Annotated in this window: 24 protein-coding genes and 3 tRNA genes; 14 read left to right on the top strand and 13 right to left on the bottom strand. The window is 26.9% G+C overall.

What is annotated here, in order from left to right; genetic code table 11:
• Positions 1-27 precede the first annotated feature (27 nt).
• The 6 genes from crr to BRE_RS02815 form a co-directional block, all read right to left on the bottom strand.
• Entirely contained in the window at positions 28-597 is a 570-nt protein-coding gene (gene crr, locus BRE_RS02840) for a PTS glucose transporter subunit IIA (RefSeq protein WP_012538308.1), read from the bottom strand.
• 3 nt (positions 598-600) lie between these two features.
• The gene (gene ptsP, locus BRE_RS02835; protein ID WP_038366417.1) at positions 601-2322 is read right to left on the bottom strand and encodes a phosphoenolpyruvate--protein phosphotransferase; all 1722 of its coding nucleotides are present in this window, start codon (positions 2320-2322) and stop codon (positions 601-603) included.
• A gap of 15 nt (positions 2323-2337) precedes the next feature.
• On the bottom strand, positions 2338-2598 hold the full coding sequence (locus BRE_RS02830; protein WP_012538988.1) for an HPr family phosphocarrier protein: 261 nt from the start codon (positions 2596-2598) through the stop codon (positions 2338-2340).
• A gap of 159 nt (positions 2599-2757) precedes the next feature.
• The gene (locus tag BRE_RS02825) at positions 2758-3618 is read right to left on the bottom strand and encodes an FAD binding domain-containing protein (protein ID WP_012538987.1); all 861 of its coding nucleotides are present in this window, start codon (positions 3616-3618) and stop codon (positions 2758-2760) included.
• Positions 3615-4076, bottom strand: a complete 462-nt coding sequence (locus BRE_RS02820; RefSeq protein ID WP_012538986.1) for a hypothetical protein — start codon at positions 4074-4076, stop codon at positions 3615-3617. The genes BRE_RS02825 and BRE_RS02820 overlap by 4 nt, the downstream gene beginning before the upstream one ends.
• Positions 4063-5931: a hypothetical protein gene (locus tag BRE_RS02815; RefSeq protein WP_012538985.1), complete on the bottom strand. Its 1869-nt coding sequence runs from the start codon at positions 5929-5931 to the stop codon at positions 4063-4065. The genes BRE_RS02820 and BRE_RS02815 overlap by 14 nt, the downstream gene beginning before the upstream one ends.
• Before the next feature lie 398 nt (positions 5932-6329).
• Between BRE_RS02815 and BRE_RS02810 the strand changes: the two genes are divergently transcribed.
• Positions 6330-8504 (top strand): coiled-coil domain-containing protein, encoded by a 2175-nt coding sequence (locus tag BRE_RS02810; protein WP_232212696.1) that lies wholly within the window; start codon positions 6330-6332, stop codon positions 8502-8504.
• A 2-nt stretch (positions 8505-8506) separates the two neighbouring features.
• Here BRE_RS02810 and ligA read toward each other — a convergent pair whose 3' ends face one another.
• Positions 8507-10516 (bottom strand): NAD-dependent DNA ligase LigA, encoded by a 2010-nt coding sequence (ligA, locus tag BRE_RS02805; protein WP_012538983.1) that lies wholly within the window; start codon positions 10514-10516, stop codon positions 8507-8509.
• A gap of 192 nt (positions 10517-10708) precedes the next feature.
• Here ligA and BRE_RS02800 point away from each other — a divergent pair, with 192 nt between their 5' ends.
• The 6 genes from BRE_RS02800 to BRE_RS02775 are packed head-to-tail and all read left to right on the top strand — an operon-like array spanning position 10709 to position 15960.
• The gene (locus BRE_RS02800; RefSeq protein WP_038366406.1) at positions 10709-11089 is read left to right on the top strand and encodes a response regulator; all 381 of its coding nucleotides are present in this window, start codon (positions 10709-10711) and stop codon (positions 11087-11089) included.
• 10 nt (positions 11090-11099) lie between these two features.
• Positions 11100-11522: a flagellar export chaperone FliS gene (gene fliS / locus BRE_RS02795; RefSeq protein WP_012538299.1), complete on the top strand. Its 423-nt coding sequence runs from the start codon at positions 11100-11102 to the stop codon at positions 11520-11522.
• Complete coding sequence (locus BRE_RS02790) at positions 11512-11916, top strand: hypothetical protein (RefSeq protein ID WP_012538981.1); 405 nt, start codon at positions 11512-11514, stop codon at positions 11914-11916. Before fliS ends, BRE_RS02790 begins: the two co-directional genes overlap by 11 nt.
• Positions 11913-14681 (top strand): DNA polymerase I, encoded by a 2769-nt coding sequence (polA, locus tag BRE_RS02785; RefSeq protein ID WP_012538980.1) that lies wholly within the window; start codon positions 11913-11915, stop codon positions 14679-14681. The genes BRE_RS02790 and polA overlap by 4 nt, the downstream gene beginning before the upstream one ends.
• Entirely contained in the window at positions 14660-15256 is a 597-nt protein-coding gene (coaE, locus tag BRE_RS02780; RefSeq protein ID WP_012538296.1) for a dephospho-CoA kinase, read from the top strand. The genes polA and coaE overlap by 22 nt, the downstream gene beginning before the upstream one ends.
• Positions 15256-15960 (top strand): SPOR domain-containing protein, encoded by a 705-nt coding sequence (locus tag BRE_RS02775; protein ID WP_012538979.1) that lies wholly within the window; start codon positions 15256-15258, stop codon positions 15958-15960. Before coaE ends, BRE_RS02775 begins: the two co-directional genes overlap by 1 nt.
• On the opposite strand, the gene BRE_RS02770 is transcribed toward BRE_RS02775, so the two are convergent.
• The 6 genes from BRE_RS02770 to BRE_RS02745 all read right to left on the bottom strand — a co-directional run bounded on the left by BRE_RS02770 (position 15943) and on the right by BRE_RS02745 (position 21583).
• The gene (locus tag BRE_RS02770; protein WP_012538978.1) at positions 15943-17307 is read right to left on the bottom strand and encodes an FGGY-family carbohydrate kinase; all 1365 of its coding nucleotides are present in this window, start codon (positions 17305-17307) and stop codon (positions 15943-15945) included. The two genes, BRE_RS02775 and BRE_RS02770, sit on opposite strands and share 18 nt — an antisense overlap.
• Positions 17308-17311: 4 nt before the next feature.
• A complete protein-coding gene (locus tag BRE_RS02765; protein ID WP_012538977.1) occupies positions 17312-18532 on the bottom strand; it encodes a ribose-phosphate pyrophosphokinase in 1221 nt (406 codons plus the stop codon).
• Positions 18533-18689: 157 nt separating this feature from the next.
• The gene (locus BRE_RS02760) at positions 18690-19322 is read right to left on the bottom strand and encodes a hypothetical protein (RefSeq protein ID WP_025400801.1); all 633 of its coding nucleotides are present in this window, start codon (positions 19320-19322) and stop codon (positions 18690-18692) included.
• Between the two features lie 90 nt (positions 19323-19412).
• Complete coding sequence (locus tag BRE_RS02755) at positions 19413-19946, bottom strand: tetratricopeptide repeat protein (protein WP_041178132.1); 534 nt, start codon at positions 19944-19946, stop codon at positions 19413-19415.
• Between the two features lie 121 nt (positions 19947-20067).
• A complete protein-coding gene (locus BRE_RS02750) occupies positions 20068-21153 on the bottom strand; it encodes a hypothetical protein (protein ID WP_012538974.1) in 1086 nt (361 codons plus the stop codon).
• A 202-nt stretch (positions 21154-21355) separates the two neighbouring features.
• On the bottom strand, positions 21356-21583 hold the full coding sequence (locus BRE_RS02745; protein WP_041178131.1) for a KTSC domain-containing protein: 228 nt from the start codon (positions 21581-21583) through the stop codon (positions 21356-21358).
• Positions 21584-22134: 551 nt separating this feature from the next.
• Here BRE_RS02745 and fusA point away from each other — a divergent pair.
• The 7 genes from fusA to BRE_RS02710 all read left to right on the top strand — a co-directional run bounded on the left by fusA (position 22135) and on the right by BRE_RS02710 (position 26373).
• Entirely contained in the window at positions 22135-24216 is a 2082-nt protein-coding gene (gene fusA, locus BRE_RS02740) for an elongation factor G (RefSeq protein ID WP_012538972.1), read from the top strand.
• Between the two features lie 12 nt (positions 24217-24228).
• Positions 24229-24924: a Bax inhibitor-1/YccA family protein gene (locus BRE_RS02735; RefSeq protein WP_012538287.1), complete on the top strand. Its 696-nt coding sequence runs from the start codon at positions 24229-24231 to the stop codon at positions 24922-24924.
• A gap of 88 nt (positions 24925-25012) precedes the next feature.
• Positions 25013-25363, top strand: coding sequence for a bactofilin family protein (locus BRE_RS02730; protein WP_012538971.1), 351 nt, complete (start codon positions 25013-25015; stop codon positions 25361-25363).
• On the top strand, positions 25360-26007 hold the full coding sequence (locus BRE_RS02725; protein WP_012538970.1) for a tetratricopeptide repeat protein: 648 nt from the start codon (positions 25360-25362) through the stop codon (positions 26005-26007). Before BRE_RS02730 ends, BRE_RS02725 begins: the two co-directional genes overlap by 4 nt.
• Before the next feature lie 48 nt (positions 26008-26055).
• A tRNA-Lys gene (locus BRE_RS02720) sits at positions 26056-26129 on the top strand.
• A 91-nt stretch (positions 26130-26220) separates the two neighbouring features.
• Positions 26221-26293 (top strand) — tRNA-Lys (locus BRE_RS02715).
• Positions 26294-26300: 7 nt separating this feature from the next.
• Positions 26301-26373: transfer RNA gene (locus tag BRE_RS02710), tRNA-Glu, on the top strand.
• Positions 26374-26376 lie beyond the last annotated feature (3 nt).

The raw sequence follows: 26376 nt of genomic DNA, 5'->3' as shown, positions 1-26376 counted from the left end.
AGTTCGCATACTCATGAGTATGCGAACTTACTTTTTAACTCTAAGAACTATATCTTTACCCGCTTCAACAGGACTAGCTTGTAATATTTTAGTCTCAATATCTTCAGTTAAAGTAGTAGTAGAAGACACAACATATTCAGAATCATCATCAAGCTTGCCAAACACATACTCAATGCTTGAAACTTCATCAGAATTTGCAATAACAACAGGAGTAACTATTGACTCTGCATGGGCTTTTAAATACTCAAGATCAAGTCTAATAATAACATCACCCTGCTTAACACTCATACCTTCCTCAGCAACTCTTGTAAATCCCTTACCATTTAAATTAAGAGTATTAATACCAAAATGCACAAAAATTTCAATTCCCTCTTTGGTTTCAAGACTAAATGCATGATTAGTCTTAAAAATCTTACCAATATTCCCATCACAAGGCGCAACAAGTTCATTTCCAGTAGGCATAATTGCAATTCCATCACCAACTATTTTCTCAGCAAAAGCTTCATCTGGCACCTTATCAATTGAAACAACCTTGCCACTAACAGGTGCTATCAAATCTAAAGTAGCCACCTTTTTAAAAAACCCTAAAAATCCCATAAGTTAATCTCCTATATATTTATCTAAAAATTTTAAAGTCTCTGATTCTGATTTGCTATTTAAAACTTTAATTGCCAACTCATTCAAATCAGACATAGTATATTTTCTAAGCAAATACTTAATCCTAAGCGAAGCACTAGGAACCATACTCAGAGATTTAAATCCAAGTCCAATGAGAATTAAAGCTCCAGCTTCATCTCCTCCAAGTTCACCACAAACAGAAACATCAATACCAGCACTATGACCAGCATCAAAAACATTCTTAATCAATTTTAAAACAGCAGGATTATATTTATCATATAAATTTGATATTTTCTGATTACCCCTATCCACAGCCAAAGTATACTGAGTTAAATCATTAGTACCAATACTAAAGAAATCCAACTTATCAGCAAGTTCAGATGCTAATAAAGCAGCAGAAGGAACTTCTATCATACATCCAACTTCCAAATTTTCATCAAAAGGCAAGTTCCTAGATTTTAAATTTTCCTTGGCTTTATCTACAAAATAATTAATTATCTCAAGTTCTTCATACCTAGCAAGCATAGGAACCATAATCCTTATTTTGCCATAATGGCTAGCTCTAAAAATTGCATTAAATTGACTTTGAATCAAACTTTCATAATCCATATACATTCTAAGAGCACGATATCCTAGAAAAGGATTCTCTTCTTTTGGAAAATTAAAATATGGAATTTCTTTATCTCCTCCAATATCAAGAGTACGAATAGTAACAACACCCTTTTTTTCAATATTCTCAACAACTTTTTTATAAGCTTCAAACTGTTCATCTTCTGTAGGAGGCTTTAAAGACTCCATATACAAAAATTCTGTCCTAAAAAGCCCTATGCCATCAAGTCCATATTTATTAACATAAAAAATATCTGTTGGAGTTCCAATATTAGCCTTTAGAAATATTTTAATACCATCTTTTGTTACTGCATCTTGATTTTTTAATTCAAAAAGCTCTTTCTCATGCTCATTATATTTTAGTATCTTATGAGAATATTTATCAAGTTCACTAGATGAAGGACTACTAATAATTATTGAAGAGAGTCCATCAATTATCAACTGCTCACCTTCTTTAATTTTATCAATATCTAAAGGTGACATCACAAGAGCCGGAAGTCCCATTGTTCTTGCTAAAATAGCAGCATGAGAAGTTTCACCACCAACCGTGGTGATAAAACCCTTAACATAACTTAAATCAACCTGCATTGTATCAGAAGGTGTTAATTCTTCAGTAATTAACACCACATCTCTCTTAACCTCAGCAAGATCAACTACCTTATCTAAAATATTTGCAATAAGTCTATTTCTAATGTCTTTAAAATCAGAAGCTCTCTCTTTTAAATAAACATCTGCATATTCTTCTACACTTGCTATCAATTCTTTAAAAGACAGATAAACAGCATAAGCAGCGCCACAATTTTCATTCTTAATAAAATTTATAACAGACTCAGAAAGCTCATCATCTTCAATAATTAACATCTGTCCTTCAAAAATGCCTTCCTTATCAGCTCCAAGTTGAGATACAACCTTTCTTGTAAGGTCTCTTAAAACAGATATAGCCTTTAACTTAGCATCATTAAATTTTTTTATCTCACCATCAACTTGTGAAGAAGTAATTTTTGATTTATCAATTAATTTATCAAAATCTTTCTTAATAAAAAGTGCTTCTCCAATACCGATCCCTTTAGATATTCTTTTCCCCGATAAAGTCATATTAACCTTCCACACTTATTCTTTAAAAGATTCAATAAGTTCAACAAGTTCATTAACAGCTCTCTCCTCATCATCACCCTCAGCACAAACCATAAGCTTCTTACCATAAGATAACTCTAAAGTTTGCAATCTAAACAAACTTTTGCCGCTAACAGATTTTCTATCAGCTTCAATAGTTATATCACTAGCATATTCCTTAGCCTTTTTGACAAATGTTGATGCTGGTCTCACATGTAAACCATTAACAGCCTTAATTGTAGCCTCTTTTTTAACCATAAGCTTAAGCCCCTTATTTGAATAATTATTTTTTGATTAAATTACTAACAAATAAATATTATAATGCATAAAAACAAATTGATAAATTAAATTCTATTGCCTTTCTATTAAAACTAACTCCAAAAACCAACAATTTTTAATAATGATAATTTTTTAAGACTAAAAATTAAACAATATATCAAAATAAAAATTTTTTATAAGTTTCAAACTTCTTTCTTCCAAACTAAAATTTTTAACATCACGAATACTTTTATCTAACATTCTAAGAGAATCTTCAATCTCAACTAAAGATAAAGGTAAAGTTTTGTTTAAAAGTAAAACTTGAAAATCCCTTAAAGTAATAACCTTGTCATTATAAAATATTTTCATCAAAAAATCACTTATAATATTCCTTTTAACATTCAACAAAACACAAATAAAAATAATATTCATCTCGTCTAAAAAATTAAATGAAAAAGTATAATCAAATATCCTACTACAAAAACTCTTATTCCACAAATTTGTAATTGGAAATTTTAATTTGCTTAAAAATAAAACATGACGGTTTTGTATATAATCATCCCTATTAATGCTATAAGCATTATAAGTATAGTTTTTTTTAGTCAAAATATTCTTAAATTCAATTTGAGCATCAAGACTTAACAATAAAGGATATAAATCAAAAATTGTGTTTTTATAATAAAACCCATTAGCAATATTAATGCTATTTAGATATATTCTATCGTTTAACATTGAAATAAATTCATAAAATAAACGTGGAATATTTTTCTCTCCAAATTGCAAAATAGCATCATAAGTAACACATGGACCTATTTCCAAAAAATTACTTCTAAGAAAAATCTTATTAAACTTTTCAAAATTATTTATTATAAAAAAGCTATCAGAGTCATTTTTCATAAAAATTTCAGAATTTTTATGAAAATCAATTTCATTATAAATTATATAATTTTTTGAACTTTCCTGAAATAAACTAACAAGTGCATTAAAATTTTCAGGGTAATACACCTTCACACTACTCATTTTTTCTCTAATTCTTCCAACCGTAAATAAAGGTCTAAAAAGGTATTAACATCAAGACAATGACACTTTAATGTACTATAATATCCTAAAATATCAGTCCTAATTATAACCTTACATTTTAAAAGATAATAAAATAATAATACATTGGATGAAAAACAACTGTCACAAAATCCAAAATCACTCTCCAACAAAACTTTAGTTAATGTATTATAAAAAGTTGTGTTCTCCAACCCCTCAACAGTAATAATACTACGCCCATTTAACATAAAAGCCGGTACTAAAAATGAATACACCGGTCTTAAATCCAAAAGAACTAATGAAAATCTTTTATTCATTCTTTCAATCAGATTTCTCTCCCCTGAATAAAAAACACTAATTAAAAGCTCTTTAGTACTCAAAGAAAGTCCAATACTCTTTGAAAGATTTTCTCCATTCAAATTAAAGCTAATTAGTATCAATTCTCACACTCCAATCATCTAAAATACTTTTAAGATCAATAGGTGTTTTACATATATCAAAATCAAAAGCTTGAATTAATGATGATCTTATTGCAGAAACAGATGCAATAAATAATACCCTAAAAGAAAAAATAAATTCACCATCTTCAATAAATTCCAGTCCTACAGAATCAATAACATCATAAGTAATATTCCCAAAAACGTAATCAACTGCCAAACCGAAAATTGAAAATACACGTTTGCTATTTACCCTAAGCTTATCAAATTTACCATTTTCAATAAAAAAATTAACATTACTAAATATAATATGAAAAGAATGTATTATTACATCAACCTCAAGAGAACAAGCAACATAAAACTTTGCATCTATATCTACAACAAAATTTCTACTAACTATAATTGGATATTCTTTTCTCCCCTCATCATCAATTACAACAGAAAGCTCTTCTTTCATAGTTAAAACTGCGCTCTCAATAAAATAAGACTCCTTTAATAAGGAACAAGAAAATTCAATATCATCTTTGAAAGAATCAGCAACAAGAAAATTGACACAATTATAAGACAAATTAAAAGCTTTAGCTAAAACATTCTTCAAATAATTCACCAGATTAATATCTATAATTTTATAAGGAATAAATACATCCAATTTATCTTTATACAAATTCATAGAAATAGTTAAATTACCAATATCTAATAAAGCAAAATCTATATTAGAATCTAAATTTAAAAAGGCAAATCCTACGCCTTTTCTCTTAACATCTAAGACATTATATTCATTATTTAAACTTATAGAAGACGATTTGCGCATAATAGAATTTTTTAAATCCATCTCCTTAAAAAGCTTAAAAAAAATATTATATTCACTCTTCACATAACCAAGCAAATAATTGAGGGGTTCAAGTGATAAACTAACCGCAAGATTATAAAAATTCGAATAAATAAAACTATAAGCAGAAATTCCAAATAAAAAATAATTATCACAAAAAAAAATAGAATTACTATTAATAGATATAAGATTAATATGTACTAATACATCAAAAAATAAATTACTAAAAATCTTATTAAGATAATTAAAATAAAATTTATATAAAAAGTTCAAGGGTCTATTAATTTTAAGCTCCAACATAATCTTATTAAGCCTATTTTCAATTGACAAATAATTTACAACAGAAAATTTTAAATTTAAAGACTCTGCTATTAAAAAATGCCTTTTATAGTAAATAACATTAACCTTAAGACCAAGTTTTTTAGAAATCACTATACCTTGCACAACAGCATTAAAGACAATGGGAAATAAAATATTAATACAATTATTATTAATAGAATTAATAATAATCTTATCTTTAGAAATACAAAAGTTATCACTAATAATCTGCTTAACTAATGCAATATTATCAAGATCAGCATCAATTATTAAATTATCATCACTAAAGAATACCTTAACTAAAATAAAGTCACTACAATAATTTAAATGATCAGAAAATTCATAATGCGAAGTATAAATTTTAAATTCATCTGATTCTTGAAGGTTCAAACTACAACAAATATCATTTTGTTCAATAGGTCTTAATTCAAAAATAACATTCGATTCTGCTTCTAATAAAGTATCTAGGTTATCAGAATATAAAACTAAAGGTACTTGCCCTTCAAAATCTATGTGATTATCAAAAAGTTTTAAATTAAATTCATGAGAATCAATGATATCAATAAATTTTAAGATAATATTATCTTTATAACTTATATTAAACACTTGATTTTTGTATTCATCTGACACCTTAAAATCTTCAATAATTGAATTTTTAATATTACAACAAACTGGCAAAGCCCAAACTTCATCCATATTTTCTAATTTCATAAAAAATTAAGTAAAACAAGAAGTTAAAATTCATAATTTCTCTTCTATTGGTATCATTATGGCACAATACCAATAAAATTACTATTGTAAATCAAAATATGACTTGATAATTAAATTATGTTATTCAACATATAAATCAATATGTACTAAATTGTAATTTAAACTACAATAATCACAATAATAATTCATAATTATTACATAAATAATCTTGTTTTCTTTTGATCAATTTTAAAAACTATGATAATATCAAAATTAAAATGAATATCAAATAATATTCATGAGGTTTGATGTTTATGGGTAAATATAAAAAAATAGTTTCCATGATCCATAAAATTTTTATGTTGATCTCGTGTACATTACTTTTTGGAGAACAAAAACAATACATAACCAAAGATTACATGTTCAACTATTCAACAATTTATATTCCTAAAGAAGATCTAAATGAAGATTTTAACAATCAAAATAATGAAGAAAAAACCATTTATTTCAAACAAAATAAAGTTTCAAAAGAAAATGATATACACACATTTAAAAAACAACTTAATAAACTGAGTTTCAAAGATTCATCACAAATCCAAATAGCAAATAACAGACAAATAAGAAATAACATCTTTACAAAAGATTCCGATTTCGAACAAAATAATATGGATGATGATTGGTTCATACAAAATATAGACAACTTAAAATTTAGAATTAAAAACTATGAAAAAAAAATAACAAACATAGAAAATCTTTTAAATGATACAAATATAGAATCAATCAAAAGAAAGAATGAAGAATATGCAATGCTAATTAAAAGTTTAAAAGAAAAAATTGAAAGAATAAAATATTTAATTAATACAAAAGAAAATTTACTAAATGATCCTTATCAAGACTCTTATCAAGCAAAAAACAATGATTATAATGATTACAATGAACAAAGATATGAAGACAATCAAAAAGAATATATACCAAATGAAAGTTACAATTACCCACCCACAGAAAATACATACGATACATATATTCAAGAAAAAGAATATTCCAACTCAGAAAATACTATACTAAATAAACTTGATAGTAAAATTAATAACAATAAAGATTCCCTTAATAATCACACTCAAATATTAGGTAACCTTGATAATAAAATTAATAATAACAAAGATTCTCTTAATAATCACACTCAAATATTAGGTAACCTTGATAGTAAAATTAATAACAACAAAGATTCTCTTAATAATCATACTCAAATATTAGGTAACCTTGATAGTAAAATTAATAATAACAAAGATTCTCTTAATAATCACACTCAAATATTAGGTAACCTTGATAGTAAAATTAATAACAACAAAGATTCTCTTAATAATCATACTCAAATATTAGGTAACCTTGATAGTAAAATTAATAATAATAAAGATTCCCTTAATAATCACATTCAACTATTAGGTGACCTTGATAGTAAAATTAATAACAACAAAGATTCCCTTAATAATCACACTCAAATATTAGGTGACCTTGATAGTAAAATTAATAATAATAAAGATTCCCTTAATAATCACACTCAAATATTAGGTGACCTTGATAGTAAAATTAATAATAATAAAGATTCCCTTAATAATCATACTCAACTATTAGGTGACCTTGATAGTAAAATTAATAACAACAAAGATTCCCTTAATAATCCCACTCAAATATTAGGTGACCTTGATAGTAAAATTAATAACAATAAAGATTCCCTTAATAATCACACTCAAATATTAGGTGACCTTGATAATAAAATTAATAACAATAAAGATTCCCTTAATAATCACACTCAAATATTAGGTGACCTTGATAGTAAAATTAATAACAATAAAGATTCCATTAACAACAATATTCATAAACTAGGCGAACTTGATAGTAAAATTAATAATAATGGAGAAATCCTATTAGCATTCCACCAAGAATTAACAAAATTCAAAAATGACCATGACAATAGCTTCAAAAATATTGAAAATAACTTACTTTCAATAGAAAAAATAATAAATTCACTAAAAAATAAGATTGAAAAAAACGAAGAATTATACAAAGAAAATAAAAATATAATTCAACAAAAACAAGATCAAATCAATATATTAGATAAAAGATTGACAAATAATGAAAATGACATTCTAAAACTTAAAGAAGGTTTAACAAAATATGTAAAAAAAGATTCAACAAAACACAAAAACAGAAAATCACAACAAATAACACAAGGCTCCTATCCACAAGATATACAAACAACAAATAAAAATGCCATAATAAAAAACGCTGAATTTAAGATATATCCAGATACACATTTAAATAATTATAATTTTAAAGTCCAAAGTAATGAATTTGATTTTAAAAAATCCAATGGATATTATATTGAAATAGAACCAACAAAAAATCTACATAGGGCAAAAGAAATTTACAAATTAATCCCAAAATATAATGTCAAAACTCACTTTATTAATCCATCACTAAAACATAAAGAAAAATTTTTTCGTAATTTAATAAAAGTAGAATACACAAATGATATAAATACTCTATACAAAAACTTAGCATCGGAATTTAGAAACGTAAGAATAATAAAATAAGTTTAATCATCTAAATTGACTAAATTTTTAATATCAAAAAGACTAAGAATTTTAATGCCCAAATTATTAGCTTTTTTTAATTTTAATCCAGGACTTTTCCCAACAAGTAAAAAATCTAAATATCTACTAACTGCACTGTGAAAAATAGCACCTTTTTTAGTAATTTTATCAATAAGAACATGTCTGGAATACTCATCAAAAGATCCTGTTATACAAAATTTTTTACCAAATAAAAAAGAAGAATCTATAACACAATTCATACTATCTTCTTGCATCTTAAATCCTAATTTCTTAAAAAAGTTAAATTTATCAAGGATAATCTTATCATTAAAGGCTCTAATAATATTGAAAGCTATTCTTTCTCCTATCCCTTTAATATCTAAAAGTTTAACAAGTGCATTTTTATTATCTTGACAAAGCAAACTAATTGCATCAAATGAATTTAAATTATTGTTGATTAACAATAATATTGTATTAATGCCCAGATCCTTAATACCCATAGCAAGAAGTAATTTTTTAAACGGTCTATTTTTACTCTCTTCAATAGAACGCTTTAACTTATTTACCCTTTTAAAATTAAATCCCTTAAGACCAATAAGCCTATCAAAATCAAATGTATAGAGATCTATTTCTGAAGATATAAAATTCATATTAAAAAGAAATTCAATTGTTTTTTCTGAAAGTCCCACAATATTCATACATTTTTTACTACAAAAATACTTTATATGTCCCATAATCTTCAAAGGACAATGTATATTAACACAAAAAAGATGTGCACCCTCTTTTATTAAAGACTTTTTACATGAAGGACAATAATTTGGAATTTTAAAATTACCAACAGAAAGTTTTTCTACAACCAATTCAACGGCAGGAATTACATCTCCACGCCTTGAAATTGCAACAACATCTTTAACATTTAAACCAATAGAATCTATGTAATCCTGATTATGTAAACTTGCACTGGTAATAAAAGCTCCTGCAATAAGTACTTTCTCTATATTTGCAACAGGAGTAATTTTACCACTACGTCCAACCTGAACAACTATATCAATTACCTTACTAACAGCTCTCAAAGACTCAAACTTATAAGCAATTGACCATTTAGGATGATGAGAAGTATATCCCAAAACATCTCGTAAACGAAAATCATTAACCTTTAAAACAACACCATCAATCTCATATTCAAAACGCTCTCTCTGTTCTTCTATTTCCTTTACATAATTAATAATATTTTCTCCCAAGTTTTTACCACAAAAAAACTTACAAAAAGGATTAAGTTTAAAACCAAAATGTTTAAGCTTATCAAAAGCATCATGATTAGTATTTAATTTCAAACTGGAATATAAAATATCATAAACAAAAATATCTAAGGGAAAGTTAACAACTTCTCTACTATTTATTCTTCTCAATATACCTGAAGTCAAATTTCTAGCATTAATATAAGAATCATCTAATGTATGATTTATTTTCAAAAAATCTTTTTTGGTAATATAAATTTCACCTCTCAATACCAATTCAACCCGTTCTCCAATGCATAGAGGAACATTCTTAATTGTTCTCACATTTTCAATCACATTATTACCAAATCTACCATCGCCCCTGGTTAAAGCTTTCTCAAGTATTCCATCTTTATAATAAAGAACAATTGAACATCCATCTATTTTAGGTTCAGCTGAAATTCCCATATCAAATCCCAAATTAGAACCTTCTAAACTCATTTTCTCAACCCATAATAATAATTCTTTAACATCATAGGCCTTATCTAAACTCAATATAGGATAAGAATGTTCAATCTCTTTAAAATCATTTAAAAGATCACTTCCAAATTTAAGCGTAGGAGAATCTAAAGTTTTATATTCAGGATACCTATTCTCCAAATATTGAAGTCTCAAAAGAGCTTTATCATAGGTAACATCGCCCACAGTAGGTGACGAATCAACATAATATTCCCTATCCCATTTTTTAATGGCATCCCTTAAAGATAAAATTTCATCTTTTATATCTTTACCCATAATTCAACATCAATCCCATTACAAAAACCACAATATAATTTTACAAAAAAATATAAAATATCCATACGGATTACTGAGTAATAAATCTATTTATCCTAAAATTTAGAGTAAATATAAAATGGATTATATCTTTTTTTATTAAATGATTTTTAATACCCGATTATGTTAAAATTAGATGAAGGAGTATGGAAATTGGAAGAAAATAAAAAAGCTTTAATAGTTGATGATTCTATTTTTATGCGCAAAAATTTAATTAAAATACTAAAAAATTTAGGATTCAATGAGTTTTTAGAAGCAGAAGATGGTATTCAGGCTATTCAGGAATTTAAAAAACAAGAAACACTTCATCTAATAACTCTTGATATAACTATGATGGGAATGGATGGAATTACAGCACTTGAAAAAATAAATGCACTTAACAAAAATCTTGAACGCAAACTAAACATATTAATGGTCACAGCACTTGGAAAACAAGAACTTATTGCAAAAGCCCTACAACTTGGAGCAAAAGGATATATTACAAAACCTTTCAGAGAAGAACAGATAGCAGAACAAATAAAAACATTAAATTAGGAGAAAATCCTTGCTAAGAAAAGAAGATATTTACAAAAAAACACAAGTCAACACATCAAGTTCAATATCAATATTAGTAATGCTATATGAAAAAGCAATACAAGATTTAGAAGTTGCTAAAGAATTTTATAAAAATAAAGACCCAAACAGCACAACAAAAGCTGATGAAAAAGTTTATCATGCACAAGATATTATTATAGAATTAATGTCTACACTAAATTTTGAAGATGGTGGGGATATTTCAAATAACCTATTCTCAATATACTCCTTTTTAAATAAAACATTAGAAAGTGTCACATTAGAAAAAAATATAGATAATATCCAAGAAGTCTTAAAGCACCTCAAAAATCTTCACACAGCTTGGAAAGCATTACTTAAAAAAGACAATAATATTATCATTAAAAAGAAATTAGGAATAAATATTGTCGGTTAATACAAATGTAATCTTAAAAAAATATTTACAAGATCTAATACTTGAACTAAAAAAATTAAAAGCTATCTTAGAATTTGAAAATACAAAAATCACTCAAGGAATAATAGATATATTAGAAATCACAAATCCTAAAAAAGATCTAATTGTAAATTCAATCAACAACTATTATACAACCATAAATTCATGGTTAAAAACACAAGAACAAATACAAGAAGAAATTAACAAATTAATTAAATATGCTTTATCATTAAAAAAAATGATATACACTCAATATGAAAATACATATAAAATGTTAAAAAAAATATTTGCTCAAAAAAAAGCAATACCAAAAATACAATTTTTCAAAAGTTCATTTAACCATAAAGAACCAATTTTATTAGATGTTATAATATGAAAGAAATTTACTTAATAGATGCATTAAACATAATTTTTAGAAACTATCACGTTATGAAAAACAATCCTTTAACAAATAGTAAAGGAGAAAATGTCAGCGCATTTATTGGTTTTTTTAAAACTCTTTTCTTTATCATAAAGGAAAAAAAACCAGAAAATCTAATTGTCACTTTTGATTCAGAAACACAAACATTTAGACAAAAACAATACCCAAGTTACAAAGCAACAAGAGATGCTCCTCCAGACAACCTAATTCCACAAATTCATTGGATAAAAGAAGGATTAATAAAAGCAAATATCCCAATGTTTGAACTACAAGGATATGAAGCTGATGATCTTATAGCCAGTTTTACAAAAAAGGCAGAACAAAACAATTACTTGACTTATATTATCTCTCCAGATAAAGACTTATTACAATTAATATCAAATCAAACCAAAATATTTAAAATTGAAAATAGTAGCTTTTTAGAAATGAACAATGATTATGTTATAAAAAAATTTGGAATAAATAAATCTCAAATCAAAGACTATTTATCCATTGTTGGAGACCCCTCAGACAACATCCCAGGAATTAAAGGAATTGGACAAAAAGGTGCTGCTAAATTATTAAATGAATTTCACACATTAAATGGAATATATGAAAACTTATCTTTAATAAATAATAAATACAGAGAAATCTTACTAAGAGAAAAAGAAAATGCTTTTTTAAGTTATAAACTTATAAGTCTTGTAGAAGATCTAGAATTACCATCACTTGAAACATTTAGACTAGAAAATTTAAAAGAAGATATTATTTTACTATTTGAAGAATATTCTGCAACAACCCTCATTAAATCTTACAAATCTCTATTAAAGAAAAAAAATATTATAAATACAATGCAAAAATCAATCTTTGATATCAATAAAACAAAAGCAAATAAAGAAAATACAAAAGATTTACAATCAACAACATTATATGCAAATACTCTTAAGACAATACAAGAAGAAAATGTCAAATATAAAACAATATTAAAAAAAGAAGAACTGGATTTACTAATAGAACAACTAAAAAAAGCAAGCTATATAGCAATAGACACAGAAACAACTTCTATTAATGTTTATGAATCAAATATAATTGGAATTTCAGTTTCATTTAAAGAATTTGAAAGTTACTATATTCCCATAGAAACCAAAGAAAAAAATTCTATTGGAAAAGATTACATAATACAAAAATTTAATGAATTGTTTAACTCACAACCAAAATTAATTGGTCAAAATTATAAATTTGATTACAAAGTACTAAAAAGACATGGATTTAATGTCATCTCTGCATATTTCGATACAATGATAGCAGCATATGTTATTGATCCAAACACAAAAGTATCTCTTGACTTTTTAGCAGCAAAATATCTAATGCATAAAAACATTAAATACGAAGAAATAGTACCACAACATAGTACTCTTAAAGATATACCACTTGAAATAGCATCCAACTATGCTGCTGAAGATGCTGACATTACCTTCAGATTATTTAATATCTTGAGAAAAAAGCTCAAAGAAGACAATCTTGAAAGCCTAATGAAAAACATAGAAATGCCATTTAGCAATGTCATTATAGAAATAGAAGAAAATGGCATTTACCTTGACAGCAATTACTTAACACAATATGGCCATGAACTTGAACAAGAATTAAAAACAATTGAGAATGAAGTAATACAAAGTATAGGCATTGAATTTAATCTAAATTCAAGCAAACAATTACATACGATTTTATTTGAAAAATTAAATATTATAGTATCAAAAAATGTTAAGCAAGATTCAACAGATATCAAGGTGCTAGAGACAATAAAAGATCAGCATGAATCTATAGAAAAACTCATAAACTACAGACAACTTGCAAAACTAAAAAATACATATACCGATAATTTAATAGAATTTATAAACGAAAAAACAAACAAAATACATACGAACTTTATGCAAACAAAAACAGCAACGGGACGAATTTCAAGTACTGCACCCAATCTACAAAACATACCAATCAAAAATGAAAGAGGAAGAAAAATAAGAGCAGCATTCAAACCTACTAAAGGCAATATTTTCATATCTGCAGATTATTCACAAATAGAACTTGTAATATTAGCACATCTCTCAGAAGACGAATCACTAATTGAAGCTTTTACACATAAAAAAGATATTCACATACAAACAGCATCAAAACTCTTTAAGGTAGATGAAGCCAACATAACACCTTCAATGAGAAGAATAGCAAAATCAATTAATTTTGGAATAATTTATAGAATGTCAGCTTTTAGACTTTCACAAGAGTTATCCATTAAAAGAGATGAAGCACAAAATTTTATCGATTCATATTTTAATCTTTATTCTAAAATAAAAACTTTTATACAAAATCAAATAGATTTTGTAAAGCAAAATGGATACAGTGAAACCCTTTTAAAGAGAAGAAGATACATAAGAGAAATTAATAGTCAAAATTATTTAGAAAGAACAGGTGCTGAACGAATGGCAATAAATAGTATAATTCAAGGAAGTGCATCTGATATAATGAAAATTGCAATGATTAAAGTATATAATGAATTTAAAAATAACAATCTAAAATCAAAAATACTCTTACAAGTACACGATGAAATGTTAATTGAATCACCAGAAGAAGAATGTGAAAAGGCACAAATAATAATAAAAGAAATGATGGAAAATGCTTATCCTTTAAAGATTCCTTTAAAAACAAATATTGAAACTGGAAAATCATGGGGAGACATTCATCAATAATTGGAATAACTGGTAGAATATCAACCGGAAAAGACACTGTGTCAAAAATCATTAGTAACGAATATGATTTTTATGAAATTAATGCAGATAAAATAGGTCATATCATTTTAGAAGAAAAAAAAAATACAATAATTAAAACTTTTGGCAATAAAATATTAAATAATATAAATGAAATAGACAGAATAAAACTTCGCAATATAGTCTTTTATGATAAAGAAAAGCTACAAATATTAGAAAAAATAACACATCCCATCATACATCAAAAAATAGAACAAATAATATTAACAAATAAGTCTAACAAAATTATAATCAATGCCGCACTACTTTTTAAACTAGACCTTGCAAAATTTTGTAAACACATATTTATAATAAAAGCAAATGATGAGATAATAAAAAATAGGCTAAAATTAAATCGCAATATTGATGACAAATTAATTATAAACATACTTAAATGGCAAAAAGATATTTTTTTCAATAAAAATATTATAAATTCAAAAATAATAAATATAATTAACAATAAGAGTTATGAATATTTAAAAAGAAAAATTAGGGCTAAGATGAGAGAGGTAACATAATGAGAGATTTTAATAACAATAATAACAAAGGATTCTTAGTAGCATTAACTTCAATTGTAACTGTTTGTGCAATTATATTTCTTGGAATAATTATTTTTTTCCCAAATAAAAATTTGGCCTCTGACATTGCAGGCAAAAATATTATTTTGCAAGAAACAAAAAATGAAAAATCTACAGAAAATGAAAATAATCAAGATACTCTATCAATAACTGACAAACCAAATGAAATCATAATTGACCTTACAAAAACCAATAAAGAAGACACAAATTTCAATAATAATATGGATAAAAATAATAAAGAAATTATTCACAAAAAAGAAGCACAAATTGTAAAACCAAATATACCAAAAAAAACACAAACACAAGCAAAAACACTCAAACCAAAAAAAATTAATGCAAAGGCAAGTCAAGAAATCAAAAAAAAACAAAATTATAATAAACTTGAAAGCAAATATGATCCTCAAAAGGAATATTATATACAATTTGCATCGCTCTCAGATCCAATTACTGCTGACAATAATATCCAAGAACTAATGAAATATAAAATAAATGCAAAAATATATTCAGCAACAATAAATGACAAAGACACATATAGGGTCAGATCTGGACCATATAAAACTATATCAGAAGCAAAGATTGATCTTCAAAAAATATCAAATTCAAATGAATTTAAGGATGCTTACATATTAACTATTAACAAATAGATTAAAATTAGAAACATAATTATGATATTTTTCCAAATAAATATCATGCATATTGGCATTAAAGGACACAATACGCTTTATTTTAACAAGTTTTTTAAATGCATCCTCTAAATTATCAAATTCTTTCAAACAACAAAATGCCAAAATTGCATTACCAGCAATCTCAGAATGTTTAAATTCAAAAATTTTTAAATCTTTCCCAATAATATTAGCTTTAAGCTTATTTAAAAATAAATTATCTGAATTAGTCCCACTTACAAAAATATCTAAGATATCTCTTTTACAAGACTTAAGATTAAGCATCCTATTATAAAATGAAAAATAAGAAGACTCAAGAATTGCAATTCCTATCTGTAAAGGATCATCTAACTTTCCCACAATGCCTTCATTTAAATTATTCTTTATTTGTGGATCTATTAAAATATAATCACAAAAAAGTTCTTTTTTATTTAAATAAAAATAAATATTACTTGGCGTATATATTGCAGAAATTTTTTCAAGAAATTCTCCAAATGATTTTTCCTTCTGAAACAATCTATCTTTAAGTAATTGCAATAAATATCCAGAAGGAACTATTCTTCCAATAATAAACAAATTATCTAAGAAATAAGGATATATCAAAGAAAAATCTAATAAATACGTATCTGAGACAAAATTAAAACCTTCGCTAGTACCCATTCTATTTGATACTATTCCAGAAAAAAAAGCTCCACTTCCAATAAGAACACTTAAATAATCAATTCCAGCATTAATTACATTAATGCCACTATTAATACCAAATTCAATACTAGCACGCTTAGTAACCTGCCCAACAATTTCTCCCATTCTTAAAAAAGGAGGGAATTTACTTGTATCAAGATTATATTCTTTAAGTTCAATATTATTCCAAATAAAAGGAATATAAGACAAACTAGGATAGCTTGTAACCAAATTACCTGTAAGTAAATAAATTAAATATTCAAAACACGAAACGAAATATCTAACTTTATCATAAATTCCTCTTTCAAATGTACTAAGAACAAAGGGCAAAAAAGTTGATTTTCCTTTATAATTTTTAACTACTTTAGAAGAATTCCAATGTAACACTTCTAAAGGAATTAAATTTGAATCAAGAGCTATTAAACATGGAGAGATACCACTAATAGAAATACAATCAATTTTTCTATACATAAAATGAGACATTATTTTCTTTAAAGCAAAGATCCATATTTTATAATCAAAATTTTCAAAATTTACATTAAAATAATCAAAATAATTTATATCAAGACACCCTAAAATCCCATAATGAGAATTTATTAAAGCAGATTTTAAAGTACTAGTACCAACATCAATACTGAGTACATTCATAAAATTAACTCTTAGAAATCAAATTTTGAATGTCATGGCTTCTATCAAGAATTCTTTGCAAACTAACTCTATTATGAATTGCAAAAATTGCACCTGCAAAAAGATGTGCAACATTAGCTTCATAGTACCAAGGTTTACTAAGAAGTTTATCATCATGATAAACAGCATTTGTTCCAATTATCTTATAAAAATAACCTTCCTCATAGGCTTTATCAAAATACCTAATGGCATCTCCATTAAAAAATGGTAAACTTACTGCACATATAATCTTTTTAGCTCCCATACTTTTTAACAATTTCACTGCTTTAATAAAAGTACCACCAGTAGCCAAAATATCATCACTCATAAAAACATTTTTACCCTCAACATCTCCCAACAATTTAGTAACAGAAATGTTTGAATCAGTAACATTATGCGTTACCTTTGAGTAATCTCTCTCTTTATAAAGCAAAGCCAAGGGTCTCTTAAGATTAGATGCAAAAAACTTATTTCGATTAACAGCTCCTGTGTCAGGAGATACAACTACTAAGTTAGAATCTCTAATATCTATAAGTTCGGCTAAAGCATCAAAAATTTCATAAGATGCATTCAAATTTTCAAAATACGACTTTCTAAAGACATTTTCAATAGCCTTTGAATGAATATCCAATGTTAAAATATGTTTTACTCTCAATTCTTCCAAAAATCTTCCAAAAAGACTTGCTGTTAGCCCTTCTCGTGAATGTTTTTTATCTTGCCTTGAGTAAGGATAAGAAGGAACAATAACACTAACAGAATTGGCCTTAGCCTGCATGCACGCGTCTACTGTAGTCATTAAGTTCATCAAATGATCATTAACTGTCATCACTACTTCTTCATTATTATTTACAGTAACTGGATAAATATTAGAAACATCTTGTACAATAAAAATATCTTTATTTCTGATAGTTTTTAAAATCTCTGACTTAAACTCACCATTAGCAAATTTAATAAAATTTACAGGAATTTCCATAGTCTCATCAAACCTTAAATTAGAAAATTCAAGTCCCTCTAAAAAAGAAGATAAAATTCCTTCAAATTTCAAAACATCTTCCTTTGAACAATTAGAAGTTTGCGAAATTTGTTCAATAACTTTATTCTCAGCATCTAAAAATATTGTATTAAGTTCTGCCATTATTTTCTCTGCAAATACCCGACCTCCAGGACATGCAATAATTCCTATTGACTTTTTCATAAGCAAGCTCAATGTTAAAACTCCATATTCAAACAGAAAATCTTTACTTTATTGTACATTAATATAAATAATTCATACAAGTTTAAAAAAATTTTCAAAAATAACAATCTCCATTACAAATAAAAAATACCCAAATTCTATCAATATTTATTAAAGACTATATAATGCCCTAAACAACGCCAAACTCAAGACCTACACCAAATTTAAAATCAGAAAATTTATTATTCTGAATATTCCAACAATAATATCCTTCAATTGTCAAAAAAGCACATGTAGCTCTTGCTCCCAAATCCCAACCAAAAATTCCAAATTCAGCTAAAATAGAATCTTGGATAGCAGTAGCAATATTAACCCTAGGTCCAGTAAAAAATGTAACAGCTCCTATAAAGAAATCTAATCTTGTATAAAATTTAGGTTCAATAGCTGAAACAAATGAAAGCAGATTATGCAATCGTCCTTTACTATTAATACTTCTAAATACATTAAAATCAAGTCCAAGTTCAAAACCAAGTGAACAAAAATCATCAAATTTTGCTCCCATTTGCACGTATCCTCCATAAGTCAAACCTGATTTAGAAATATTAACCATATCTGCAAAATTTCTAATAATCTTAGCTTTCTTTAAAATAGACATAGTGCTTTCAAGTTCTCTACCCACATCCAAAGCTGTTTTATAAAAATTTGAAATAGTGCTAACTGGAAAATCAAACCCAAAACCTAAGTTAAGTTCAAAATCAACACTTGACAAAACATTTACTGTAACAAATATCCACAAACTTAAAAACAAAAATTTTATTTTCATGACATTAAACCCTCCAAAATATCTAAATGAATTCACACATTAAGATCATGGAATATAGACATCAAAAGTAGTAAAAAAAAATCTCTAACCCTAATCCTTTAAAATAGAAGAAACTATATCACTAGCATTAGAAGGCACAGAATATTTAAATTCTTGATATTTTAAGATATATTTCTTCGCATTTTCCATGTCTTTATTCAAATGATAAATATAAAAAACATTAAATAACGCTTCTTGATTAGCAGGCGCTATTTCTAAAGTCTTTAAATATAATTTTAAAGCCTCTTCCAAATTATCTTTCTTAAAAAATAAATAGGCTTTTAAATTAATTAACAAAATATTATCTTTATCATTCTCCAATAAAGATCCAAGCTTTAATTCGGCCTCTTCATATCTCTTTAAATTAACGTAAGCCAAAATAAAATTGTAACCAAAAGCAGCATTTATATTAGAATCAAATTTAATAGCTTGTTCATAAAGCTCAACAGATGTTTGATTATTACCAAGTTCTTCATTTAACTTTGCAAGCTTATAATACTCATCTGCTATAGTTTGATAATCTTTATCAAAAGTTTTACAAGACAAAACAAAATAGAGTAGACAAAAGAACAACCCCTTATACATTAAAGCAAAACCTAACACTAGCTTAAAAGCTAAATTAACAACATAGATAGCAACTATAGATATACATCATCAATAAAAAATATTTACGTATCTATATACCCATAAACAATGATGCTATTATCTAAATAATTATTGGTATTTCAAACCCAAGCCCAACTCTTAAGTCTCTATATTTAAAATCATTAATAGAAAATAACACTGATGATTCAAAATTAAGAAAAGCTAACCTTAATCTCAGACCCGTTTCAATAAGACTAAAAGGATTGGTTATCTTATTCTTACTTGCTAAATTTCCCACATAAATAGGATCTACAACTAAAGACCTATCACCAAAACCTGAAAACAGAGTAGCTGCCAAATAGTAAATATCATATTTAACAAACAATCTTGGCATAATGCCCATTCCCAACTTAACAGGATAAGAAGATTCTAAAAGTCTTAAATGTGGCACAATAAGCCTTCCAAGATTCATCCCAAATCCAAGTTCGAAACCATAATAAAAATCACTTTGAAAAATAGGAAGTCCAACTTGAAAATAACCTTGAAATCCGCTACTAAACAAAGGTGACAATTTCTGTCTTAAAGCATCATTCAAATTAGTTCCAGGAGTGGAAATTTCATTCCATATCTTCATCAAGTCATCTTGATTATAGACTCCAAATTCATTTAATTGAGCAAACAGAGAATCCTTAAGACTAAGAGCCTGTTTTGCAGTATTTTCTAAATCCACGATAAGCTCTTTCAAATGCGAGCCACTTTCACCTAACTTCCTAAAAGTACCGTTGAGATGTAATTTACGCAATTCAATTAAAAATGATCTCAAATCATGAGTACTATTTAAAAGCGGTCCAAGTCCATCAAGATCAGAATCATTCATATTTTCTACCTGTCCAGTACCGCTTTTCCTGTTTTTATACAATTGAACAAAAAGAGATAAACTTTTTTGAAAAGAATTATGCAACTTATGTGCACTACTTTCAAATTCTTTTATCTGATTAAACAAATTAACCCTAATATTTTTCAATATAGGAAACAATTCAGAACTCATCAATTTATCCAATATTGTACCTGTTTTTTTCCCAAAAAAAGAAAGTGATTCAAGACTAATTTGTGTACTAAATCCTGCTGAAAAATATATAACTTTGGCATAAGATGTACTAAAAAGTGAAACTAATAATAATGTTATAAAAATTAATTTTTTCCTCATCTCTTACAGCCCCCATATAAATAAGTAATAGGCCACCAAATAACTTAAATTACATGATAAACTTTATTACAAAAAAAAGCAAATACAACCTTTCCTTCTTTAAAGAAACTATAAAGTAACATAATTGAAAAAAAAGATTTCTATACTAAGAAGGATTTTCATAACAAATCCTTCTTAGCCAATTAAAAAATAAACTTAAAATCTAAAGCCTTTCTTGATCATACTTGTAAAATATATGTTCGGTTAAATATTTCCCAACTGATTTTTTTTCTTGTACAAGTTTAGATATTATGTTAAAATGTCTTGGCTCAATTTTAAAATACTTATAAGCTCTTCCGTCTTTAAAAAATACAGAAAGTTCAGACAAAGCAGAATCATAATCAACCTGAGATATCTTACTCAATTCATGAGATATTGTTAAAGTATTCAAACTTATATCCTCCAATAGTTATTCTTAGGAGTATAAAATATAAAGTAAAGAAAGAGTAAATTCATTAAATAATGTTAAGTATTTTTAATCAATAAAATCAAAATTTACTAAATGATATATTCCTTATAATTAAATGTATACGTTTAACACAACTTAGTCAAGCAAATCTCAATATAACAAACTTTCTTTACAAACTAACTTTTATAAAAGTATAAAACAGATATAATACCTAACAAAAAAATAAAACAAAATAATTCTTAACATCAAAAATCTTGTAATAACTTAACAAATAACATTAACACTCTCATAGTTTATACATTAGATAATATATGTAAATGTTAATATGAAAACTTTTGTCAAACAAAATCAATTAAGAATAGAAACATACCTAATTTATACTTCAATTAAAGTTATTTACTTATCTTAAAATAAAACTCTCTCAAGTCAAAGGCAACTTGAAGAGTTTAAAATAGACTTTTCTAAAAAAATCATGTAAAATACTAAAGACAATTAATGTTCTAAGTAATACACGCTCAGGAGGAAAATATTCCATGGACTACAAAAAATTGCGCAACATAGGTATTAGTGCCCATATCGACTCAGGGAAAACCACACTTACAGAACGTATTCTATTTTATTGTAACAAAATTTACGCTATTCATGAAGTTAAGGGAAAAGATGGTGTTGGAGCAACAATGGATTCAATGGAACTTGAAAAAGAACGAGGTATCACAATTGCATCAGCCGCAACTCATGTTGAATGGAAAAATCATCCAATCAATATTATTGATACTCCGGGTCACGTTGATTTCACAATTGAAGTTGAACGTTCACTTAGAGTTTTAGATGGAGCAATACTTGTTCTTGATTCCGTTGCAGGTGTCCAATCTCAATCAATTACAGTTGACAGACAATTAAAAAGATATAATGTACCACGACTTGCTTTTGTGAATAAATGTGATAAGACCGGAGCAAATCCTAGTAACGTAAAAGATCAACTTAAAGATAAACTTGGCTTAAATTCAGTTTTAATGCAAATTCCAATTGGACTTGAAGATAAACACATGGGAGTTGTTGATCTTGTTGTTATGAAAGCCTATTACTTTGAAGGTAAAGATGGAACAGAAATTATAGAAAAAGAAATTCCTGCTGAATTGTTAAATGAGGCTGAAGAAAAGCGCAAAATAATGCTTGATGCCTTATCTGATTTTAATGATGAACTTATGGAACTACATATGGAAGGAAAAAATGTGGCTCTTGAGACAATATACAACGCAATTAGGACAGGAACCTTATCTTTAAAACTTTGTCCAGTATTTATGGGTTCTGCATATAAAAACAAAGGAGTACAACTTTTACTTGATGCTGTAAATAAATTTTTACCTTCACCTCATGATATTCAAAACATAGCACTTGACTTAAATGCAAATGAAAAAGAAATTAAACTTAAAACTGACGAAACATTACCAACTGTAGCATTAGCTTTCAAACTAGAAGACGGACAATACGGACAATTAACTTATGTCAGGATATATCAAGGAGTTTTAAAAAAAGGACAAGAATTAATAAATTCAAGAACTTCTAAAAAGTTTAAAGTTGGAAGACTCATTAGAATGCATGCCAATAATACTGAAGACATTGAATTTGGAAACAGTGGAGATATTGTAGCTTTATTTGGGATAGAATGCGCATCAGGAGATACATTCTGTGACCCTTCTATTAATTACTCAATGACATCAATGTATATCCCAGAACCAGTAATATCTCTATCAATCAAACCCAAAGATAAAAAATCAGCTGACAATATGGCAAAAGCTCTTGGACGATTTACTAAAGAAGATCCTACATTTAAAACTTATGTAGATAATGAATCAAAAGAAACAATAATACAAGGAATGGGTGAATTACACTTAGAAGTTTATATTGAGAGAATGAAACGAGAATTTAAAGCCGAAGTTGAAACAGGAATGCCCCAAGTAGCATATAGAGAAACCATTACAGAAAAAGCAGAATTTAATTATACTCATAAAAAACAATCAGGTGGTGCAGGTCAATTTGGAAGAGTTGCCGGATTTATGGAACCACTTGATACAGAAGAACAAACTTACGAATTTGTCAATCTTATAAAAGGTGGAGTAATTCCAACAGAATATATTCCATCATGTGATAAAGGATTTCAAAAGGCTATGGAAAAGGGAACCTTAATTGGATTCCCAATCGTTGGAGTCAAAATTACAATTAATGATGGACAATACCATATTGTTGATTCATCAGATATTGCATTTCAATTAGCAGCAATTGGAGCATTTAGAGAAGCTTATAATAAGGCAAAACCTACAATACTAGAACCAATTATGAAAGTAACTCTTGAAGGACCAACAGAATTCCAAGGAAATATGTTTGGCCTACTCAATCAAAGAAGAGGAATAATTTTAGGTTCTTCTGAAGAAGGCACTTTCTCAAAGGTCGAAGCCGAAGTACCGCTAAGTGAAATGTTTGGATTTTCAACTGTTTTAAGATCATCTACACAAGGAAAAGCTGAATTTTCAATGGAATTTTTAAGATATGGTAAAGTTCCAAATGCAACATTTAATGAACTATGTAAAAAATTTAACGAACAAAACAATAAATAAGGAGGAATAATAATGCTTGAATTAACGCAAGATAAACAAGAAATAAAAATAAAAAATAAATTTTTGGCTCATGTTTTTGGATTAATGTCAGTTGGGCTTTTAATATCTGCAATATTTGCATACACAACATCTGAAAATGCAATAATTAGAGCCATAATATTCACAAATCCAATGTCATATATAGCCATAATACTTATACAATTCGGATTTGTTTATGCAATAAGTGGTGCAATTAATAGAATATCAAGTGGAACAGCAACAGCCCTTTTTCTCATGTACTCAGCTTTAACAGGAGTAACACTATCTTCTATATTTATGATATATACTCAAGGTTCAATATTTTATACATTTGGAATTACTTCTTTAACTTTCCTTGCAATGTCATTTTATGGACACACAACAAGTACAGATCTTACAAAAATGGGTAGCTATTTTATGATGGGATTATGGGGCATCATCATCGCATCTATACTTAACATGTTCTTTAGAAGTTCAGGGCTTAATTTTCTAATCTCAATTTTAGGTGTCATTTTATTTACAGGTTTAACAGCCTATGATGTTCAAAATATTTCTAAAATGGATAATATGTTAGAAGATGGTACTGAAATCAAAAATAGAATGGCAGTAGTAGCTTCTTTAAAACTTTACTTAGATTTCATAAATTTATTTTTATACTTACTAAGATTTTTGGGACAAAGAAGAGATTAAAATCTAAAAATCAATAAATTAAAATTTAAATGTAAAATAAAAAATGAATGCTTAAAATAAAAATAAGCATTCATTTTTAGGAGAAACATTGAGCATAGATACCCTAGAATTTGAAGAAAACAGTACCCAAAATGTCATAAAGAGTAATTTTAACTTTGAAGGATATATAGAAAGTAGTAAGCCTATAATCATTGATGGCATACTCAAAGGATTTATAAATTCTACAAGTTCAATATATCTAAGAGAAAAAGCCCATGTAGAAGCAGAAATTAAATGTAATAATTTTCTCAATCATGGTACAATGAAAGGAAATGTAGAGGCTTTAGAGACAATCAAAATTTATAAAACTGGTAAATTAATTGGCAACATAACAACAAAAGAACTATTCATAGAAGCAGGAGCCTCATTTAATGGAAATTGTGAAATGGAAGAAAAATGACAAATAAACATTTTGACTCAAAATTAAGAATAATCCTTTTCTTGCCACTTTTGTGCCTAACAATCAAAATACAAGCACAAGTGAAAGAAGACTCTCTTTTACTCTACAGGCAAGGCAAATTTCAAGAAGCAATTATAAATACTCAAAATGAAATAAAAAACAATTCAAATAATTTAGATGCAAGAGTAATACTTATATGGAGCTTAATAGCAACAGGAGAATATAAAAAAGCTGAACTAGAATCTATTAAAGGACTTGAAATAAAAAAACATGATTCAAGAATAATTCAAGCATTAGGAGAAGCTTACTTTTTTCAAGGACAATATAAAAATGCTCTAAAACATTTTCAAAAATATATCGGACTTGATGCTAATGGAGCTCGAATAGCTAAAGTATATATCCTAACTGCAGATTCTTTTTATAAACTTGAGAGATATAATGAAGCTGATTTTGCATATGAAAACGCTTTAAGATTTTTCCCAAACAATCAAAATATACTATTAAAACTTGCAAAGTCAAGAATTAATGCAAAGAATAAAATTCTAGCAAAAGAAACTTTAACAAAACTGTTGACATTAAATCCTAATCATTTAGAAGCAAAAAATTTACTACAAAAAATAGAAAAAAATAATCACAATTCTTGACATTATGTCTTGAAGTATTTATTCTATTTAGTAGTTCATATAAACTACGGGCTGCTAGCTCAGGTGGTCAGAGCAGCGGATTCTTAACCCGCTGGTCACAGGTTCGAGTCCTGTGCAGCTCATTAAAATAATGATAGTGTTGCCCATCCTAAGGTGTTGACATTATTTAATATAAATGGTATAATTAGTTTTGATAAACTTGATTTTGTTTTTGGGCTCATAGCTCAGTTGGTAGAGCATCGCCCTTTTAAGGCGAGAGTCGTAGGTTCGAGTCCTACTGAGCTCAATTTTTTGTCCTCTTCGTCTAGTGGCCTAGGACTCCAGGTTTTCATCCTGGCAACAGGGGTTCGATTCCCCTAGAGGATGTAA

This window comes from Borrelia recurrentis A1 (genome assembly GCF_000019705.1).
Lineage (GTDB): Bacteria > Spirochaetota > Spirochaetia > Borreliales > Borreliaceae > Borrelia > Borrelia duttonii.
The sequence above is the reverse complement of the archived record's forward strand: the minus strand, read 5'-3'. Positions and strand labels throughout refer to the sequence as shown.

What these genes read in the sequence shown, in the direction of transcription:
- crr (WP_012538308.1), bottom strand. Translation starts at nt 597, where the DNA reads ATGGGATTTTTAGGGTTTTTTAAAAAGGTGGCTACTTTAGATTTGATA.
- ptsP (WP_038366417.1), bottom strand. Translation starts at nt 2,322, where the DNA reads ATGACTTTATCGGGGAAAAGAATATCTAAAGGGATCGGTATTGGAGAA.
- BRE_RS02830 (WP_012538988.1), bottom strand. Translation starts at nt 2,598, where the DNA reads ATGGTTAAAAAAGAGGCTACAATTAAGGCTGTTAATGGTTTACATGTG.
- BRE_RS02825 (WP_012538987.1), bottom strand. Translation starts at nt 3,618, where the DNA reads ATGAGTAGTGTGAAGGTGTATTACCCTGAAAATTTTAATGCACTTGTT.
- BRE_RS02815 (WP_012538985.1), bottom strand. Translation starts at nt 5,931, where the DNA reads ATGAAATTAGAAAATATGGATGAAGTTTGGGCTTTGCCAGTTTGTTGT.
- BRE_RS02810 (WP_232212696.1), top strand. Translation starts at nt 6,330, where the DNA reads ATGTTCAACTATTCAACAATTTATATTCCTAAAGAAGATCTAAATGAA.
- ligA (WP_012538983.1), bottom strand. Translation starts at nt 10,516, where the DNA reads ATGGGTAAAGATATAAAAGATGAAATTTTATCTTTAAGGGATGCCATT.
- polA (WP_012538980.1), top strand. Translation starts at nt 11,913, where the DNA reads ATGAAAGAAATTTACTTAATAGATGCATTAAACATAATTTTTAGAAAC.
- coaE (WP_012538296.1), top strand. Translation starts at nt 14,660, where the DNA reads ATGGGGAGACATTCATCAATAATTGGAATAACTGGTAGAATATCAACC.
- BRE_RS02775 (WP_012538979.1), top strand. Translation starts at nt 15,256, where the DNA reads ATGAGAGATTTTAATAACAATAATAACAAAGGATTCTTAGTAGCATTA.
- BRE_RS02770 (WP_012538978.1), bottom strand. Translation starts at nt 17,307, where the DNA reads ATGAATGTACTCAGTATTGATGTTGGTACTAGTACTTTAAAATCTGCT.
- BRE_RS02760 (WP_025400801.1), bottom strand. Translation starts at nt 19,322, where the DNA reads ATGAAAATAAAATTTTTGTTTTTAAGTTTGTGGATATTTGTTACAGTA.
- BRE_RS02755 (WP_041178132.1), bottom strand. Translation starts at nt 19,946, where the DNA reads ATGTATAAGGGGTTGTTCTTTTGTCTACTCTATTTTGTTTTGTCTTGT.
- BRE_RS02750 (WP_012538974.1), bottom strand. Translation starts at nt 21,153, where the DNA reads ATGAGGAAAAAATTAATTTTTATAACATTATTATTAGTTTCACTTTTT.
- fusA (WP_012538972.1), top strand. Translation starts at nt 22,135, where the DNA reads ATGGACTACAAAAAATTGCGCAACATAGGTATTAGTGCCCATATCGAC.
- BRE_RS02735 (WP_012538287.1), top strand. Translation starts at nt 24,229, where the DNA reads ATGCTTGAATTAACGCAAGATAAACAAGAAATAAAAATAAAAAATAAA.
- BRE_RS02725 (WP_012538970.1), top strand. Translation starts at nt 25,360, where the DNA reads ATGACAAATAAACATTTTGACTCAAAATTAAGAATAATCCTTTTCTTG.